We start from the raw sequence: 17,299 nt of genomic DNA, 5'->3' as shown, positions 1-17,299 counted from the left end.
TGTTGCTGGCGGCGCGGTGCGCCCTCATCCGCCCCTGCGGGGCACCTTCTCCCGCCAGCGGGAGAAGGACATCCAGCGCGAGACGAGGCACGCGAGCGAGGAGGAAGGCAGGCATCCGATGGCACGCAAGTGAGGCGCAAGGCATGCATCCGAGCGCACGCATGGCAGAACATCGCTTCCTTTTCTCCCGCCAGCGGGAGAAGGACATCCAGCGCGAGACGAGGGCACGCGAGCGAGGAGCAAGGCAGGCATCCGAGGGCACGCGAGCGAGGAGAAAGGCAGGCATCCGATGGCACGCAAGCGAGGAGCAAGGCACGCATCCGAGCGCACGCATGGCAGGACGTCGCCTCCTCCTCTCGCCTGGCAGGTCATCGTCTCCTTCTCCCGCCTGGCGGGAGAAGGTGCCCGAAGGGCGGATGAGGGCCATTCCGTTCCTCAAGATGAGGGCCATCCCATCCCTCATTTCGCCGCCGCTGCCTCCGGTGGCTCCGGCGGCGCACCGGCCAGCGTCGATGCCAGGTCGCGTACCTGCAACGCAGCCTGCACCTGCGCCATCGGCAGCTTGCTGGCCACGTGCAGCGTCAGCGGCTCGCCCGGCAGCAGGTCGAACGCGTTGTCGGCCACGGTCACGTCCAGATCGCCGAACGACAGCCACACCTCGCGCGCCAGCGTGTCGCTGGTCAGGGTCAGCGCGTAGCCATCGCCATCGGCGCGCCATTGGCTGTCGATCTTCGCAGTCGGCAAGGCCAGCTGCTTGGCTGGGGCGAAAAACACCACTTCGCGCGAGAGCAGCGTGTCGCCTTCCAGCAGCTCGAACACCGCATAGCTGCGTTTGGGGTCGGCCTTGCCCAGCAGTTGCGCATCGCTGAAGTCGCCTACCTGCAGGCTGCTCAGCGGCTTGAGGGTGGCCTTTTGCTCGCGCTTGCTCAGCACCTTGCCGTCCATGCCCATCACCCGCATGCGCCAGCGCGCATCCAGGGCCGTGGTGCGGTCGGACACCAGCGAGACCTTGGTCTGGCCCTTGTCGTTGCGCAGCGCGGCGATCATTTCCGGCGCGTAGAAGCGGCGCGCGTGGTACTGCAGCGCCTTCCAGCGGCCGTAGTAATCCACGCTGGACCACGACGCGCCCGGCCACACGTCGTTGAGCTGCCAGTACAGCGAGCCCATCGACTGCGGGCGCGAGGCGCGCAGATGCGAGGCGGCCAGGTTGATGCCTTCGGCCTGCATCAACTGGCTCAGGTAGACGAAGCTCTCGAAATCCTTGGGCTCGCCAAACTCGCGGCGGATGTACAGCATCAGCCGCTTGTTGCCATTGCCCTTGTCGAACTTCTGGTGCGCGCGCATCACCGGCGATTCCGGGTCCATGTCGGCCGCATCGGCGAACACGCGCACGGTACGCATGTCCGGGAACGACTGCAGTCCGTACTCGGACATGAAACGCGGGGTGACGTTGAGGTATTCGGTGACCGGCAGGGCAGGGCCGCCCCACACCTTCCAGTAATGCATGTCGCCATCATTGGTCTGGTCGGCAGCGCCATCGAAGTTGGTGCCCGGCGAGGTCGCCCAGTACGGCACATCGCTGTCGTAGGTGGCCACCACTTCGCGGAACACCGTGCCGAACAAGGTCGTCATGCCGCGTTCCACCCGGGCGCGTTCTTCCGGGTCCAGCGATTGCTTGAACTTGACCCGGTCACCCCAGTTTTCCCAACCGGTCTGTACTTCATTGTTGCCGCACCACAGCACCACGCTGGGGTGGTCGCGCAGCCGCTTGACCTGTTCGATCGCCTCCTGCCGCGTGTTCTCGCGGAACTCCACGTCATACGGCGGCACCGCGCCGCCGAACATGAAGTCCTGCCAGATCATGATGCCCAGCTCGTCGGCCACCTCGTAGAAGTGATCGTCCTGGTAATGCCCGCCGCCCCACATGCGCAGCATGTTCATGTTGGCATCGCGCGCGTCCTGCAGGGTGCTGCGCATGCGCTCGGCGGTGACGCGCGAGGGGAAGGCGTCCAGCGGGATCAGGTTGGCGCCCTTGGCGAAGATCGGGATGCCGTTGATCACGATCTCCATGCTCTTGCCCCACTTGTCCTTCTCGCGGCGCAGCTCCACCGAGCGCAGGCCGGTCACGCGTTTGATCTGTTGGCTGTCGCCATCGGCGTCGCGCACGTTGGCGACAAAGGTGTAGCGGTCCTGCGCGCCGTAGCCGGCCGGGAACCAGCGCTTGGGCTTGGCGATGCGCACCGACAGATCGATGCGGTTCTGGCCCGGGTCGACCACCGCGTCCTGGGTGAACTGGCCGACTTTTTGCCCATCCGGGCCCAGCACATCCAGCGTCACCTGCACCGGGCCGCTGCGGCCGGCCTGCAGTTCCAGTTGCGCCTGCAGTTGCGCAGCGTCGGCGTCCACGCGTTGCTGGGCGATATGCAGCCCGTCCACGCGCACCGCATCCCACGCTTCCACGCGCACGTCCTTCCAGATGCCGGCATTGACCATGCGCGGGCCCCAGTCCCAGCCGTAGCTGTACGGCGCCTTGCGCACATAGGTCGAACTATGGCGGCCATCGGGCTCATCGCCGAACGCCGAATCGTAGGCGCCCGGCAGCGCATACGGCTGCTTGGCCAACCATGGCTGGATCTTCTTGATCGGCGAAAGGAACTTGATTTCCAGCACGTTGTCGCCGCGCTTGAGCAGCGGCTTTGCGTCCACGCGCCACTGCCGGAACATGTTGTCGGCACTGAGCAGCTTCTTGCCATTGAGGGTGACCTCGGCCAGCGTGTCCAGGCCGTCGAACACCAGTTCCACATGCTCGCGCTTGAGCATCGCCGCATCCACAATGAAGCGGGTCTGGTACTGCCAATCGCTTAAGCCCGCCCACTGGATCTTGCCTTCGTTGTCGCGCAGGAACGGGTCGGGCACCACCTTGGCGGTGATCAGATCGGTCTGCACCACGCCCGGTACCTGCGCCGGCATCCAGCTGGCGGCCTTGGGGTAGGTCTTGGCCTGTTCCTGCCCCGGCACCAGGCGCACCTGCCAGCCGCTGTCCAGGGTCACGGCCGTGGGCGGTGCCGCCCAGGCCTGTGAGATCGCGAAGGCCAGGGCAAGCCCGAGCCGGGCGGGCGTCAGCATGGACGAGGCGGGGGCAGTGCGGTGCGACAGGGGCATGGGTGGATCTCCTTGGATGGATCAGCGCGTGGCGGCGGGGGGCGCCTGCGCGGTGGTTTCAATCAATTGAACGGCGCCGATGGCATACAACGGGCCGCGAATGGGCGCGGTGAAGCGCAGGCAGAGATCGTGGACGCCGGTGCGTGCAGGCAGTGGCGCTTCCAGGGTGAATTGCTCGCCCACGGTGTCGCTGCGCGGCAGTTGCACGCTGGCGATCAGCTCGCCCTCGCAGCCCTGGCGTACTTCCAGTTCACCGCCGCGGGTGTTGGCCGGGTACTGCACCACCTTGGATTGCTCGTGCGCCAGACCAAAGTTGTTGGGCAGGCGTGCGGCGTCGATGCGGATGGCGCCGACGCCATCCAGGCGTGCCTGCGGATACATGCGGCAGGCATGGAACAGGTCGACGTTGTAGACCGGCGTGTCGGCGCCGGTCATCTCCGGCAGCAGCGGCAGGCGCAGGCCGAGTACGCCCTGCGCGACGCAATGGCGCAGTCCCTGCGTGTCCACGCGCAACAGTGAGGTGCGATCGAAGCTACGGCTGCGCGTCGCCGCCAGCGGCATGCCATCGGCGGTGAACGCAGTGGCCTTGACCGTGGTGGGCAATTGAATCGCGAAGGGTGCCTGGTAGCGCGGCGATGCAGGCGTCGGGTCGCTGCCGTCTACGGTGTAGTGGAGCACGCCGGCGCCGGTCTGCGTGCTCAGCGCCACCTTGGCCGGGCCGCCGGCCAGCACCGGGTTGGGGCCGTTTTCCAGGGCGATCTCCGCGGCGAAGGCACCGTCGCTGTAGTCGATGCCCAGCGCCTTGTAGCGCTGCAGCTGTGCCGGCAGGCGCGCCAGAAAGTTGTTCCAGTCGCGCGCTGCCACCGGCGACCAGGTCATCTCTGCTACCGCGGACAGACGCGGAAACAACGCGTGATCCACATGCCAGCGCGAGGGGATGTATTCGGACCACAACGCGCTCTGCGCGCCCAGCACGTGCCTGGCCTGGTCGGCGGTGAGATCGGCCGGCACCGGGTCGAACGCGTAGACCTTGGACAACGGCAGCACCGTCAGGCGACCGTTCGGTTCGTCGCTGCGCGTGGTCTGCAAATTGTCCAGATACAGCCAGTCGCCCGGTGCCAGCACCACATCGTGGCCTTGCCTGGCCGCGGTCACCGCACCTTCGACGCCGCGCCACGACATCACCGACGCACTCGTCGGCACGCCGCCTTCCAGAATTTCATCCCAGCCGATCATGCGCCGGCCGTGCCGGGTGAGGTAGGCGGCCAGCTGCTCGTTGAACCAGCCTTGCATTGCGTGGGCGTCCTTGACCCCGAGCTTGCGCATCTGCGCGCGCACCGCAGGCGAGGCTTCCCACTGATCCTTCACCGCCTCATCGCCGCCGATGTGGATGTAGGTCGAGGGGAACAATGTCAACACTTCGTCCAGCACATTGGTGATGAAGGTCAGGCTGCGTTCGCTGGTGTTGAACAGATACGGGTTGACGCCCCAGTCCACGCCCACCTGGGTGCGCACACCGGGCACGCCCACTTCTTCCGGATAGGCGGCAACGGCTGCCTGCGCATGGCCGGGCATGTCCAGCTCGGGCAGCACGGTGATATGCAGGCGTGCGGCATACGCGACGATTTCGCTGATCTGTTCCTGCGTGTAGAAGCCACCGGAGCGCTCCGGCGTGCCGTGCCGGCCGGCACCCGGCGGCGTGCGCCAGGCACCGACCTCGGTGAGCTTGGGGTACCGCTTGATCTCGATGCGCCAACCCTGGTCGTCGGTCAGATGCCAGTGCAGGACGTTGAGCTTGTGCACGGCCATCGCATCGAGCACATGCTTGACCGTGTCCACATCGTGGAAGTGACGGGCCACGTCCAGATGCTGGCCACGCCAACCGAAACGTGGCCAGTCGCGGATGGCGACCGCGGGCACGGCCACCGCGCCCTTGCGCGCATCCGGGGTCATCAACTGCCAGGCGCTGATGGCGCCATGGAACAGTCCGGCACCGTCGCGCGCGTCGATACGGATGCCGTTGGCATCCACGTCCAGGCGATAGCCTTCCGGGTGTGTCACCGCGGCCTGCGCGTTGCGTTGCAGACGGATGCTGGCGGGCGAGGGCGTTGCTTCTGCACGCACTTCCAGTGCGAGCCCACGCGTACGCTTGAGCAGGCCGGCAAGATGCTCGGCACTGCGCCGCGTGTCGGCATCGCCAGCGGGGATCGAAATCACCGTGCCGGTGCCGACGGTAAAACTGCCGGCACTGCGTTTGGCCTCCACCGGTGCGGGAATCAGCGGCAACGGTGCCGTGGCGGACGCCGGCGCCACCGCAGCGCCCGCGCTTGCCACCGCCGGCGCCGTGCCTGCCTCGCGCTTGCCGCATCCGGCCAGCGCCAGTACGGCCAGCGACAACGCAAGCAACCGCAACGGTAATGTCGTGAGTGACGGCAGGTACGCTGCTCGCCTGTCCATCAACAGCGCCTTCGACAACAGCATGCGCGGCGTACGGCTGAGGTTGGACATCATGCAATCACATCCCGGGATGACGGAGAGCGTATGGCCGCACTGTTGCATGCGCGCAGCCAAGTGGAACGACACCATATCGCATCGACAGCCTTGCTCGATCCTGCCGAAGACATCGAAGCGCGGCAGCCCTGCACAGTAGCAAGGCCGCCACGGATCACGCAGGGACTGGCGCACGCTTCATCGCCGCGCGCCCGCCTGCAGTCGATGATCAACGCTGCGCAGTCGGCAGCTCGTCCCACACCTTGGGGTCTTCGGCGCCCAGCACCCAGCAGCTGAAACCTTCCAGGCCGTACTGCTTGGTCAGCTCGTAACGGGCCTTGAAGCTGCGTGCGTCCGGGCGGAACACCCACTCGCGCATGTCGTCGCGATAGAAATAGAACCACGACTCCTGTTCGACTGGATCCCACTGCACGGTGGCGTTCTGTTCGATCGCCAGCGGGAAGGATTCGTCGGCATCGATATACGCGGCTGCGATGTTCGACGCTTCGGTGCCGTCTTCCTTCACCGGGTTGCCGGTGTACCAGCGGTAGCCGTAGGTGGCGATACCCAGCGACAGCTTTTCCTTCGGCACCTGGGTGATGGCGTAATCCAGGTGCTTCTTCATCCACACCATGCCATCGACCGGGCCGGGCGTGGTCCAGCGGGTGTGCTGGTCGTAGGTCATGATGCTGACCAGATCCGCAGCCTGGCCCAGCGCCTTGAGGTCGTAGGCACCGCGCCAGTATTCCCACATCCACTTGGAGAACTGGCCACCTTCGGCATGGCCCGGTGCATTGGGCACCACCGCCACCGACATCTTGAAACCGGCCTTGTGCAGCGCGTCTGCGGTCTGCTTCACCATCAAGGTGTAGGCATCGCGATCGGTCCAGGCGATGTTTTCGAAATCGAACTGGAAGCCGTAGTACTTGTGCTGCTTGGCGTGGATCAGCAGCGATTCGATCATGCGCTTCTTGGCGGCTTCGTCGTGCATCAGCTTGTGAAAGCCGTCGCGGCCGGTGGTCATCGACAGGATCGGCATCACCCGCAACTTGTGCTGCTTGGCGATGTCGTACAGGTACATATTGGGCGTGCCGTTGACCAGGCCGTTCTGGTCAACGCCGTACCAGGTGGGCACCACCACATCGATCTTGTCGACATTGGCAATGAACGAGTTGGTCGATTTCTGCGTGTTCATCAGATAGAACAACGCCGTGGGATTCTTGGCCAGGGCCGGGGCGCAGGCCAGTGCCAGCGCAAGGAACATCCAGGTCAATCGCTTGCTCATGAAAGACAACATCCGTCAGGGAGTGGGGGAAGAGAGGTCGATGCGGAACACATACGCGCTCTCGCCGACCGGCTTGACCGGAAGCCGCAGGTGCAGGCCATCGGCGCGCTGTTCGAACGGGATCTTCTTGCCGTTGGCCAGCAAGGTCACTGCGCGCACGCCATCGGCGGCGTTGAGCGAGCGGATCACCGCTTCGCCATTGCTCGGCCAGCCGAGCTCGATCGCATACAACGCGCCATCGCGGGTGGTGAAGCGGAAATCTTCAGCCGTGTACGGCTTGGTCTTGACGTCCTGGAAGGTGCCGCCCACCACTTCGGTGGGGCCTTCACCATACACGCGCCACGGCGTGCTGTCGTAGATCGCGCCGCCATTGGTCTTGAGCCAACGACCGATCGCCAGCAGGATGCCGCGCTCGGTGTCGGGTATCGAGCCATCCGCACGCGGGCCGATGTTGAGCATCAGGTTGCCGTTCTTGGCCACCACATCGGCCAGCATGTGGATGATGAAGGTGGGCGACTTGTAGGTGTCGTTTTCGATATAGCCCCACGAGGCGTTACTCACCGAGGTGTCGGTCTGCCAATGCGTGGGATGGATGCCGGTGAGCTGGCCGCGCTCGATATCCAGCGTGCCGGCACCTTCCGGGAAGGCGCCCAGCTTGTAGTTCACCACCACTCCGCGGTCGGCCTCGGTACGCGCCGCGCCCTGGTTGTAGTAATACGCCAGCATCGTCGGCAGGCTGCGGCGGAAGGTGGGATGGGCAATCCACCAATCGAAATAGATCAGGTCCGGTTGATAGGTGTCGATCAACTCGGTGGTACGCGCCAGCCAGTCGTCCAGCCAGGCCTGCGAGACCGGCGTCCAGTCGTTGGCCACGTCGGCGTCGTCCTTGCCCGGCAAGCGTACCTGCGCCGGGCCGTACAGCGCGGCATAGCGTGGGTCGTTGACGTCTGAGTCGAACTTGCGCCCGCCATCGAAGAACCAGTTGTGTTCGGCGCGGTGCGAGGACAAGCCGAAGTGCAGCCCCTGCGCGCGAATCGCCTTGGACAACTCGCCCAGCAGGTCGCGCTTGGGCCCCATTTTCATCGCGGTCCAGTCGGACAGCTTGGAGTCGTACAGCGCAAAGCCGTCATGGTGCTCGGCCACCGGCACCACATAGCGTGCGCCGGACTCACGGAACAACTTGGCCCAGCCATTGGGGTCGAACTTGGGCGCGGTGAACTTGGGGATCAGATCCTTGTAGCCGCTGCTGGCCTGCGGGCCGTAGGTGGCCACGTGATGGGCAAATTCCTTGGAGCCTTGCAGATACATGTTGCGCGAATACCACTCGCTGCCGAACGCCGGCACCGAGAACACACCCCAATGGATGAAGATGCCGAACTTGGCATTGTCGTACCACGACGGCGATTGATACGCCTTCAGCGCGGCCCAGTCGGGGCGGAACGGTCCCCTGCGTGCGCCGGCCTCGGCTTCGTGCACCAGGCGTTCGCGTTCGGGCGCGTACTTGGCAGTGGCATCAAGCCACTGCTGGTCGATCACCTCAGGGCTGAGCGTGGTGGCGGTCGACGCGGTGGGCGATTGCGCGACACTCGCATGCACGGCGGGCAACGCGAGCAGCAGACCGAGCGCGAGCGCTAGACTCCTGGGTGCAGCTCCGGCGTGGCGGCGGGATGGAGCCGCAAACACGCGGCTATCGGTCGTCATGGGAACTGCACTCCTGTAAGCGAAACGCGTCGGCCATGTTGCAACCGTGCGTGGATGGCAAAAGCGGGCCTGGCCATGCTCCCTCAACCGCGAAGGGGCGTGGCCAGTACCACTCCTTGTTACAACATCGCGCTGTGCGCTGCATGCAACGCACAGCTCAAAAAAAGCGCGCCACCGTGGAGGGTCGGTGGCGCGCCGGTGCTACATCAGAACTTGAAGTTGAGCTGGGCTTGATAGCCGCGGCCGTTCTTGTAGAACGCCGTGGGGGTATCACGCGTGTTGCTGAAGACCCGGTAGGTGGAATCCAGCAGGTTGGTCGCTCCGAAGGTGATGCCCATGTAATCGGTGATCTGGTACGAGGCATTCAGATCCAGCTGCTTGTAGGCATCGGCAAAGTCACGCGATTCCAGGCGGCCGATCTGGGTGAAGTACTTGGAGCGGTAGCTGTAGTTCACACGCACGGTCCAGTCGCCGTGTTCCCAGTACGGGATCACGTTGTAGGTATCGCGCGACAGGTACGGCAGGTTCAGACCGGAGCTGGAGTCGGACTCGGCGAACGTGTAGTTGGCCTGCAAGCCGAAGCCCAGACCGAAGGTCTGCTGGTAGTTGACCGCCACGCCCTTGACCTTGGCATCGGACACGTTCACCGGCGTGGTCACCTGGTACAGGCCAGCGATGGCCGGCGGTGCCGGATTCAGCTGCTGGGTGACCGTGGTGTTGACGATGTAGGAGCTGATGTCGCGATAGAACACTTCACCGGACAACATGCTGGAGGGTGCGAAGTACCACTCGGCCGCCAGATCGTAGTTGGTGGATTCGTACGGATTTAGATCCGGGTTGCCGCCGTTGGCAGTCAGGTTGCCGTTGCCGCTGTTGACGGTGAATGTACCGGCCAGGTCGGCGTAACGCGGACGTGCGATGACCTTGGCCGCCGAGAAGCGCAGCACGGTGTCGTCGGTGATGTCGTAGGCGATGTTGAAGCTCGGCAGCGCCTTGCGGTAGTCGTTGGTCTCGGCAACGCGCTGGAAGCTGGTGCCGCCGTCGTTGCTCTGCCAGAACTGCGACTTGTCGGTGGTGTCCACCAGACGCACGCCGACGTTACCGCGCCACTGGCCCGACTCGAAGTTCAACTGCGTATAGACGTTCTGGGTGATTTCCTTGACGTCGAACGAGGCGCCGAAGTCGGTGCGGTATGCGCCCTGCGGCTGCGACAGCAGGTAGCTGCGCACGGCACCCAGGTTGGCGGTCGGCCAGGTGGTCAGGTCGCCGCTGGCGCCCAGGCCGTCGTACAGGCTGCTCGGCGTGGTGCCCGGATTGAACTGCGTCAACGATACCGGGTCGGTGGTGTTGATGCGGTTGCCGCGCGCGTCCACACCGTTGTTGTGGTTGATGTACTTGTAGCCGAACTGCAGCTTGGTGAACGGGCCCCATTCCAGATCGCGCGAAGCGTCCCACTGGAAGTACTTCTCATCGTCCTTGCTCTTCTGGTAAGCGATACCGCCGGCCTGCATGATGCCGGTGTTGGTGCCCGGGATATTGCCTTCCTGGCCCGGCGCAAGACCTGCAGGGTTGCCCGGCAATGCCCAGTTGGAGGCGCCGCCGTTGTCGTAGTTGACCGAGGTGTTGCGGCCGTCGAACGCGTAGTTGTACCCGCCGTCCTGCATCAGGAACTTCATCAGGTACTCGGGGTTCTTGCCGCCGGTCGCTTCGGTGTAACCGGCCTGGGTGGTGAACACCCACTTTTCGCCGGACCAGTCGTGACGCAGGTTCAGGCTCTTGGTGGTGACGGTGCTTTCGCGGTAGTTGGCATCCAGCTGCGCATACGGCTGACCGGCGGCACCGTCGCTGACGGTGGCCGAGGTTACCACGCCGTTCTGTACGTTTGCCTGGGTGATCTTCTGGCGGTCGTCGTTACAGGCCGGGCACACATAACGCGCCTGGCTGAAATTGTTGTACTTGCCCTTGATGTATAGACCGGTCAGGTTGAACTCGTTCTGCTCGTCGGGTTTCCACTGCAACGCGCCCTGCAGGCCACTGCGCTCACGGGTCTGCTGGAAGAACGCGCTGCTGATGCCGGCGGGCACACGTGCGGTAGCCACATCGCTGCCGTCGCCAGTGATGGTTGCGGTCGGCGGAATGCCGGCACCGGTGGTGTAGCCGAAGTATTCGATACCGGCGCGCGCCAGGTCCTGCTTGTCGTGTGTGGCGGAGATCAACGCGCCGAAGGTCTCGTCGTCGTTCTTCCAGCTCCACAGCGCCGAACCGCGCGGATTGCCTTCTTCCGAGCGATCGTTGTAGTTGTAGCCGATCGAGCCGCGGATGGTGTTCTTGGGCAGCTCCAGCGGCTTGCGGGTATGCACGATCACGGTACCGCCGATCGAGCCTTCGTCGATACGCGCCTCGGGGGTCTTGTAGACCTCCATCAGGCCGATGATTTCCGGCGACAGCAGGGTGTAGTTGAAGGTACGGCCGCTGGTGTCGGTCGGGTTACCGCCCCAGTCACCGGACGCGATGGTCTGGCCGTTGAGCAGCACGCGGTTCAACGCCGGGTCGGTGCCGTTGATGCTGACCTTTTCGCCTTCGCCGAACTGGCGGTCGACGCTGATGCCTGGCAGGTGCGACAGCGATTCGGCCGCATTGATGTCCGGGAACTTGCCAATGTCTTCGGCGCTGATGGCATCGACGATGGAGTTGGCCGAGCGCTTGACCGCCTGGCTCTTTTCCAGCGATGCGCGATAGCCGGTGACGGTGATGGTGTCCAGCTCGGTGGTGGCCGAGGATGCGCCCGCAGGCGCCTGTTGTTCTTGTCCGGCAGCCATTGCAGAGCCGGAGCAGTACAGAGCGGCGGTGATACAGAGTGCTAACGTCGTGGTGCGGCTGTGCATGGCTAAACCTCGTTGGTTAGTGCTGTGAGCGCGCACCGTGGAAAGGCATCGCGCTCGGCGTGGCCGGCAAAACAACACGCCCTGACCGATCGCGGTGATCGCAACTCCGTGCTCGGCAACGGCAGCGGGCGGTGTCGATTCGCGTGGTAGAGGAGGTGTCCCCCGTGTGGTGAAGCGGTGGAGCGAACGCGATATCGGCGAGCCCGGCGTCTGATGACGCAGGACCCGCGAACCTGGAATCAGCAGGGAAGGGAAGAGCCGTTCTTCAGTACCGAACAGTCCATGGCCCCTCCTGCCAGAACCCCGATTTGGACCGAGTCTCGCGTAGCGCTGACAGCGTTGTCAACACGTCGTCACAGATCTCTGATGCAGCTGCGATTGCGCTGCAATGCAGCATTTTTGCAGCGCGATCGTCGACTTAGTCGACCAGCCGCGCGTGCCCGTGCGTCTGCCGTGCCGGGTCGATTGGCGCTTTCAATGCTGGAAACGTTTTGTGTCGCAGCGTCTGGCGAAATTTGTGCCGGAATCGTTGTCATGCGTGCGGATTTTTCGCGGATGATGGGGGCGGCCCTGGATCGCCGTGATTGTGCGCTCCACGGTTGCGTTACACGGCAATTACTGACAACGTTGTCTACCCGCTGCCGTTCGTCGGACAACGGGACTCGACGCCAGCCCGCTGCCACTTAACAGGAGAATGCGTGAGCGCAAGCAGCCCAATGGAAGCGGTGGCCTTTCCGCGCCCCGACACCTTCGTTGCCGCAGACGTGGGAGGGACGCATGTGCGCCTGGCGCTGGTCTGCGAAAGCGCCGATGCAGGCAAGCCGGTCACGGTGCTGGACTACCGCAAGTACCGCTGCGCCGATTACCCGGGCCTGGCCGACATCATGTCCGCGTTCTTCGCCGAACTGGGATGTGCGCCGGTGCAGCGCGGCGTGATCGCCAGTGCCGGATACGCGCTCGAAGACGGCAGCGTGATCACGGCCAACCTGCCGTGGGTGCTGGCACCGGAACAGATCCGTCGCCAGCTCGGCATGCAGGTGCTTCATCTGGTCAACGATTTCGAGGCGGTCGGCTACGCGGCCAACTACATGACCGGCAGTCAGGTGATGCAGCTCTCCGGCCCGGCGCAGGGCGCGCCCGGCCCGGCGCTGGTGCTGGGCCCGGGCACCGGCCTGGGCGCGGCGGTATGGATCCCCAATGGCGCCCATCCGGTGGTGTTGCCGACCGAGGCCGGCCACGCGGCGCTCGCCGCCGCCAGCGATCTGGAAGTGGCCCTGCTGCAGGAACTGCGGCGCACCCGCACGCATGTCGGCACCGAGACCTTGTTGTCCGGCCCGGGGCTGCTGAATCTCTATCACGCACTGGCCGTGTTGCGCGGCGAGCGGGCCACCCATGCCGGCCCGGCCGATGTCACCGCCGCTGCGCTGGCCGGCAACGACGTGCTCGCGCGCGACGCGCTGCAGGCGTTCTGCGGCTTCATGGGCAGCGTGGTCGGCGACATGATGCTGCTGTATGGCATTCGCAGCGGCGTCTATCTGGCTGGCGGATTCCTGCCGCAGATCGCCGACTTCATCGCCGCCAGCGACTTCGTCACCCGCCTGCTCGACAAGGGCACGTTGCGCCCGGCGCTGCAGCAGGTGCCGGTGCGCATCGTCGAACACGGCCAGCTCGGCGTCATCGGCGCGGCCAGCTGGCTTCTCCAGCACGCTCGCTAGGCCAGAACCCCCGGATCGCATCCACGCCGCAGGAGCGCCTGCGGCCGCAGGGGCCTTACCGACAAACGCCAGGACTATCGGAAACGTCGCTCCGCGGGAAGGCCCCATCGCGCCCGGGTGCGCTCCTACGCCTTACCAGGGCGCTGCCTGCATCGGGCTGTCCCACGGACCTACAAACTCGCGACCGCAAAAGCTTCGTAGGAGCGCCCTTGGGCGCGAGAGGCCTTACCGACAAACGCCAGGACTATCGGAAACGTCGCTCCGCGGGAAGGCCCATCGCGCCCGGGTGCGCTCCTACGCCTTACCGGAGCGCTGCCTGCGTCGGGCTGTCCTACGCCCTACAAACGATCCATCCGCCACGTCGGCGCCCTACAGATCCCCGAACCGCGACTGCAATGCGGCAATGGCGGCCAGCCCGGCGGTTTCGGTGCGCAGGATGCGCGGCCCCAGGCGCAGGCCGGTGAACCCGGCGTCGGCCAGTGTCGCCCGATCGCGCGGTGACCAGCCGCCTTCCGGCCCGATCGCCACGATGACGTCCCGCTGCGTGCCCGCGCTCAAGCTGCCCAGGCGATGCTCGCCCTGCGGGTCCAGGGTCAGCCGCAGCGCCTGCGGGTCGCTGGCCACTGCCGCCTCCTGCAGGCCGGTCGGTGCTGCCAGCGCCGGGACGCGCGCCCGGCCGGATTGCTCACAGGCAGACACCACCACACTGCGCCAGTGCGCCACGCGTTTTTCCAGGCGCGCCGCATCCAGCTTCACTTCGGTGCGTTCGGCGTTCACCGGCACGATGGCTGCAACGCCCAGCTCGGTGGCTTTCTGCAGGATCAGATCCATCTTTTCGCCGCGGGCGATGCCCTGTATCAGGGTGATGCGCAGTGGCGATTCGTTCGCCAGCGGCTCGGCACGTTCCACCATCGCGCGTGCCTCGCGCTTGCCGGCCACGGTGATGCGTGCGTGGTAGTCGCTGCCATCGCCATTGAACAGGATGCAGGCATCGCCCTCGCGCAGCCTCAGCACGCGCAGCAGGTGGTTGGCCGATTCCTCGGGCAATGTCACTTCCTGGTCGCACTGCAGCGGCAGCGCAACATGGGAGCGGGTCACGCGCATGCGACGGCCTCCTCGATGGCCTGGCGCGTGGTTGCCGCCAGCAAGGCAAGCTGCGCCTCGTCCACGCAGTACGGCGGCATCCAGTACAGCACGTCGCCCAGGGGCCGCAGCACCACCCCGCGTTCCAGCGCGGCGCGATACGCCTTCAGGCCGACGCGCGCGGCCGCGGGGAAAGGCGTGCGCTTGTCGCCGCCATGGGTGAGTTCGAAGGCGACGATCATGCCGGCCTGGCGCACGTCGGCCACCGCGTGGTGTTCGCCGATCTGCGCGGCCAGGGTGCTCATGTGCGCGGCGGTGTGCTGGTTACGCGCAATCACGTCGTCGTCTGCGAAGATCTGCAAGGTCGCCAACGCGGCCGCGCAGGCCAGCGGATTTCCCGTGTAGCTGTGTGAGTGCAGGAAGGCGCGTTCGCGCGAATCGTCCAGGAACGCGTCGTACAACTGCTGGGTGGCCAGCACCGCCGCCAACGGCAGGAAGCCGCCGGTCAGGCCCTTGGACAGGCACAGCAGATCGGGCATCACACCGGCCTGCTCGCAGGCGAACAAGGTGCCGGTACGGCCGAAGCCGGTCGCAATCTCGTCGGCAATCAGGAATGCGCCGTGCGCATCGCACAAGGCGCGTGCGCGGCGCAGATACGCCGGGTGATACATGCGCATGCCGCCGGCACATTGCACGCGCGGTTCCAGGATCAGCGCGCAGATCTCGCCGGGCGCTTGCTCGAACAGTGCCTGCAGCGCATCGGCGGCCTGCAGCGCGTACGCTTCTGCGCTTTGCCCGGGCTCGGCCAGGTAGGCATCGGGCGAGGGGGCGAAGGTCGCTTCCAGCAACAGCGGCGCATACACGCGCCGGTAGAGCGGAATGTCGCCCACCGACAACGCGCCGATGGTCTCGCCGTGGTAGCCGTTTTCCAGCGCGATGAACCGCGTGCGGCGATGCTCGCCACGGTTGTGGAAGTAATGGAAGGCCATCTTCAAGGCCACTTCCACGCCGGCCGAGCCATTGTCGGCGTAGAACACCTTGGACAACGGCGCGCGGTCGGGCTGGCGTGGCGCAATGGCCAGAAGGCGCTCGGCCAACTGCACCGCCGGTGCGTGCGTGAAGCCGGCCAGCATCACCTGCTCCAGCGTGCCGGCCTGTTGCGCGATGGCCGCACCGATGCGCGGCTCGGCGTGGCCGAACAGGTTGGTCCACCAACTGCTGACCGCGTCCAGATAGCGGCGGCCATCGTGGCCGACCAGCCACGCGCCGCTGCCGCTTGCGATCGGCACCAGGGGAAGCGTGTGCGGATGCTCGCGCATCTGCGTGCACGGGTGCCACACCACCGCAAGATCGCGTTGCCGCCACTGTTGGGCAGCTTCGGAGGCTGCAGGGTCTGCTAGGATTTCGGGCTCATGAACATGTCGATGCATCTGCCTATTCTATCGGTCCGCTCCGCGGCTGCGTGCCACGCATGAGCCCGCGTCTGCCGACCATCCACAAGATCACCGATCTGGGGGACGGGCCGTTCCGTCGCCAGCAGCTGGATCTGGAGTTTTCCAACGGGCAACGCCGCCTGTACGAGCGCCAACTCAGCCAGGGTCATGGCGCGGTCGTGGTGGTGCCGATGCTCGACGAGACGACGGTGCTGCTGGTGCGCGAATACGCGGCCGGTGTGCATCGCTACGAGCTGGGCCTGGTCAAGGGGCGCATCGATGCCGGCGAGACCCCGGAGCAGGCCGCCGACCGCGAGCTCAAGGAAGAAGCCGGCTATGGCGCGCGCCAGGTCCAGGTGCTGCGCGCGATGACGCTTGCTCCTACTTATATGAGTCACCAATCCTGGCTGGTGCTCGCGCGCGATCTCTACCCGGAGCGCCTGGTGGGTGACGAACCGGAAGAGATGGAAGTCGTGCCCTGGCCTCTGGCGCGTCTGGACGAGTTGATGCTGCGCGAGGATTTCTCGGAGGGGCGCTCGCTGGCGGCATTGTTCATCGCGCGCGAGTGGCTGGAGCGCAACCGGTGATCCGCATCCCGATGGAATTGCGCGAAACCGTGATCGCCATCGCCCGTGAGGCCGGCGAGGCCATCATGCAGGTGTACGCGCAGGATTTCGCAGTCGAGATCAAGGACGATGCCAGCCCGCTGACCCAGGCCGACCTGGCTGCCAACCGCGTCATCGTCGACGGCCTGCGCCGGGTCACACCCGACGTGCCGGTGCTCTCGGAAGAGTCTGCGCATGTCGCCTGGGAAACACGGCAGTACTGGACCAGCTATTGGTTGGTCGATCCGCTCGACGGCACGCGTGAGTTCGTCAAACGCAACGGCGAGTTCAGCGTCAACATCGCACTCATCCACATGGGCGCGCCGGTGCTCGGCGTGGTCCAGGCGCCGGTCGATGGCCGGGTCTGGTACGCCGCGCGCGGCGAGAATGCCTACCGCCGCGACGGCGATCGCGATGAGATGCTGCAGACCCGCACCCCGGCCGCCACGCCATTGCGGGTGGCGGCCAGCCGCTCGCATCGCGATGCGCGCACCGCCGCCGCGCTGGAGCGCATGGGCGAGATCGACGTGGTCGCGCAAGGGTCGTCGTTGAAGTTCTGCCGCATCGCCGAAGGCGACCTGGATGTCTATCCGCGCTTCGGCCCCACCTCCGAGTGGGACACGGCGGCCGGCCAGTGCGTGCTGCACGCCGCCGGTGGCGTGCTGCTGGCGGGCGGCTCCGGCAAACCGTTCCGCTACAACCGTCGCGACACGCTGCTCAATGGCGACTTCATCGCGATGGGCGATCCCAATCTGCCCTGGCGCGATTGGCTGGCGTAAGCATGCCCGGCGATGGCCGGCAGCGTCGGTGTGCCGGTCTGTTAACGCATGCGCGCCCGTCGTGGCACGCCGCACCCGCACGCCGAGCGCTCGGGTGCGGCCCGTATCGCGTTTGTGCGGCGTGCCTGCGATGCTACCCGCGCATCGACGGATACGTCAGC

The 17,299-nt window shown here is 65.7% G+C and carries 10 protein-coding genes; 3 read left to right on the top strand and 7 right to left on the bottom strand.

All coding sequences use genetic code 11. The annotated features are described in order from the left end of the window. Positions 1-459 precede the first annotated feature (459 nt). From ACCQ12_RS14270 to ACCQ12_RS14250, 5 genes are all read right to left on the bottom strand, one after another. Positions 460-3,162, bottom strand: coding sequence for a beta-mannosidase (locus ACCQ12_RS14270; RefSeq protein WP_372382018.1), 2,703 nt, complete (start codon positions 3,160-3,162; stop codon positions 460-462). Between the two features lie 21 nt (positions 3,163-3,183). Beyond that, positions 3,184-5,619 (bottom strand): family 20 glycosylhydrolase, encoded by a 2,436-nt coding sequence (locus tag ACCQ12_RS14265; protein WP_372383623.1) that lies wholly within the window; start codon positions 5,617-5,619, stop codon positions 3,184-3,186. Between the two features lie 262 nt (positions 5,620-5,881). Next, on the bottom strand, positions 5,882-6,949 hold the full coding sequence (locus ACCQ12_RS14260; protein WP_372382017.1) for a glycosyl hydrolase family 18 protein: 1,068 nt from the start codon (positions 6,947-6,949) through the stop codon (positions 5,882-5,884). A 3-nt stretch (positions 6,950-6,952) separates the two neighbouring features. Continuing rightward, a complete protein-coding gene (locus ACCQ12_RS14255; RefSeq protein WP_372382016.1) occupies positions 6,953-8,638 on the bottom strand; it encodes an alpha-L-fucosidase in 1,686 nt (561 codons plus the stop codon). Between the two features lie 206 nt (positions 8,639-8,844). Further along, a complete protein-coding gene (locus ACCQ12_RS14250) occupies positions 8,845-11,523 on the bottom strand; it encodes a TonB-dependent receptor (RefSeq protein WP_372382015.1) in 2,679 nt (892 codons plus the stop codon). Between the two features lie 716 nt (positions 11,524-12,239). Between ACCQ12_RS14250 and ACCQ12_RS14245 the strand changes: the two genes are divergently transcribed. Beyond that, the gene (locus ACCQ12_RS14245) at positions 12,240-13,238 is read left to right on the top strand and encodes a glucokinase family protein (protein WP_372383622.1); all 999 of its coding nucleotides are present in this window, start codon (positions 12,240-12,242) and stop codon (positions 13,236-13,238) included. Positions 13,239-13,607: 369 nt separating this feature from the next. Here ACCQ12_RS14245 and ACCQ12_RS14240 read toward each other — a convergent pair whose 3' ends face one another. Together ACCQ12_RS14240 and bioA are read right to left on the bottom strand one after the other, a co-directional pair. Beyond that, a complete protein-coding gene (locus tag ACCQ12_RS14240; protein WP_047697366.1) occupies positions 13,608-14,342 on the bottom strand; it encodes a 16S rRNA (uracil(1498)-N(3))-methyltransferase in 735 nt (244 codons plus the stop codon). Next, complete coding sequence (gene bioA, locus ACCQ12_RS14235; protein WP_372382014.1) at positions 14,333-15,751, bottom strand: adenosylmethionine--8-amino-7-oxononanoate transaminase; 1,419 nt, start codon at positions 15,749-15,751, stop codon at positions 14,333-14,335. Before bioA ends, ACCQ12_RS14240 begins: the two co-directional genes overlap by 10 nt. 41 nt (positions 15,752-15,792) lie before the next feature. Here bioA and nudE point away from each other — a divergent pair, with 41 nt between their 5' ends. Then, the gene (gene nudE, locus ACCQ12_RS14230) at positions 15,793-16,341 is read left to right on the top strand and encodes an ADP compounds hydrolase NudE (protein WP_039408877.1); all 549 of its coding nucleotides are present in this window, start codon (positions 15,793-15,795) and stop codon (positions 16,339-16,341) included. Beyond that, positions 16,338-17,138 carry a 3'(2'),5'-bisphosphate nucleotidase CysQ gene (gene cysQ / locus ACCQ12_RS14225; protein ID WP_039408880.1) on the top strand — a complete coding sequence of 267 codons (801 nt, stop codon included), beginning with the start codon at positions 16,338-16,340 and terminating at the stop codon, positions 17,136-17,138. The genes nudE and cysQ overlap by 4 nt, the downstream gene beginning before the upstream one ends. Positions 17,139-17,299 lie beyond the last annotated feature (161 nt).

Origin of the sequence: Xanthomonas sp. NCPPB 1068, assembly GCF_041479385.2 — a bacterium.
Classification (GTDB): domain Bacteria; phylum Pseudomonadota; class Gammaproteobacteria; order Xanthomonadales; family Xanthomonadaceae; genus Xanthomonas; species Xanthomonas cannabis.
Note: the sequence above shows the minus strand (reverse complement) of the source record. Positions and strands in the feature narration are given on the sequence as shown.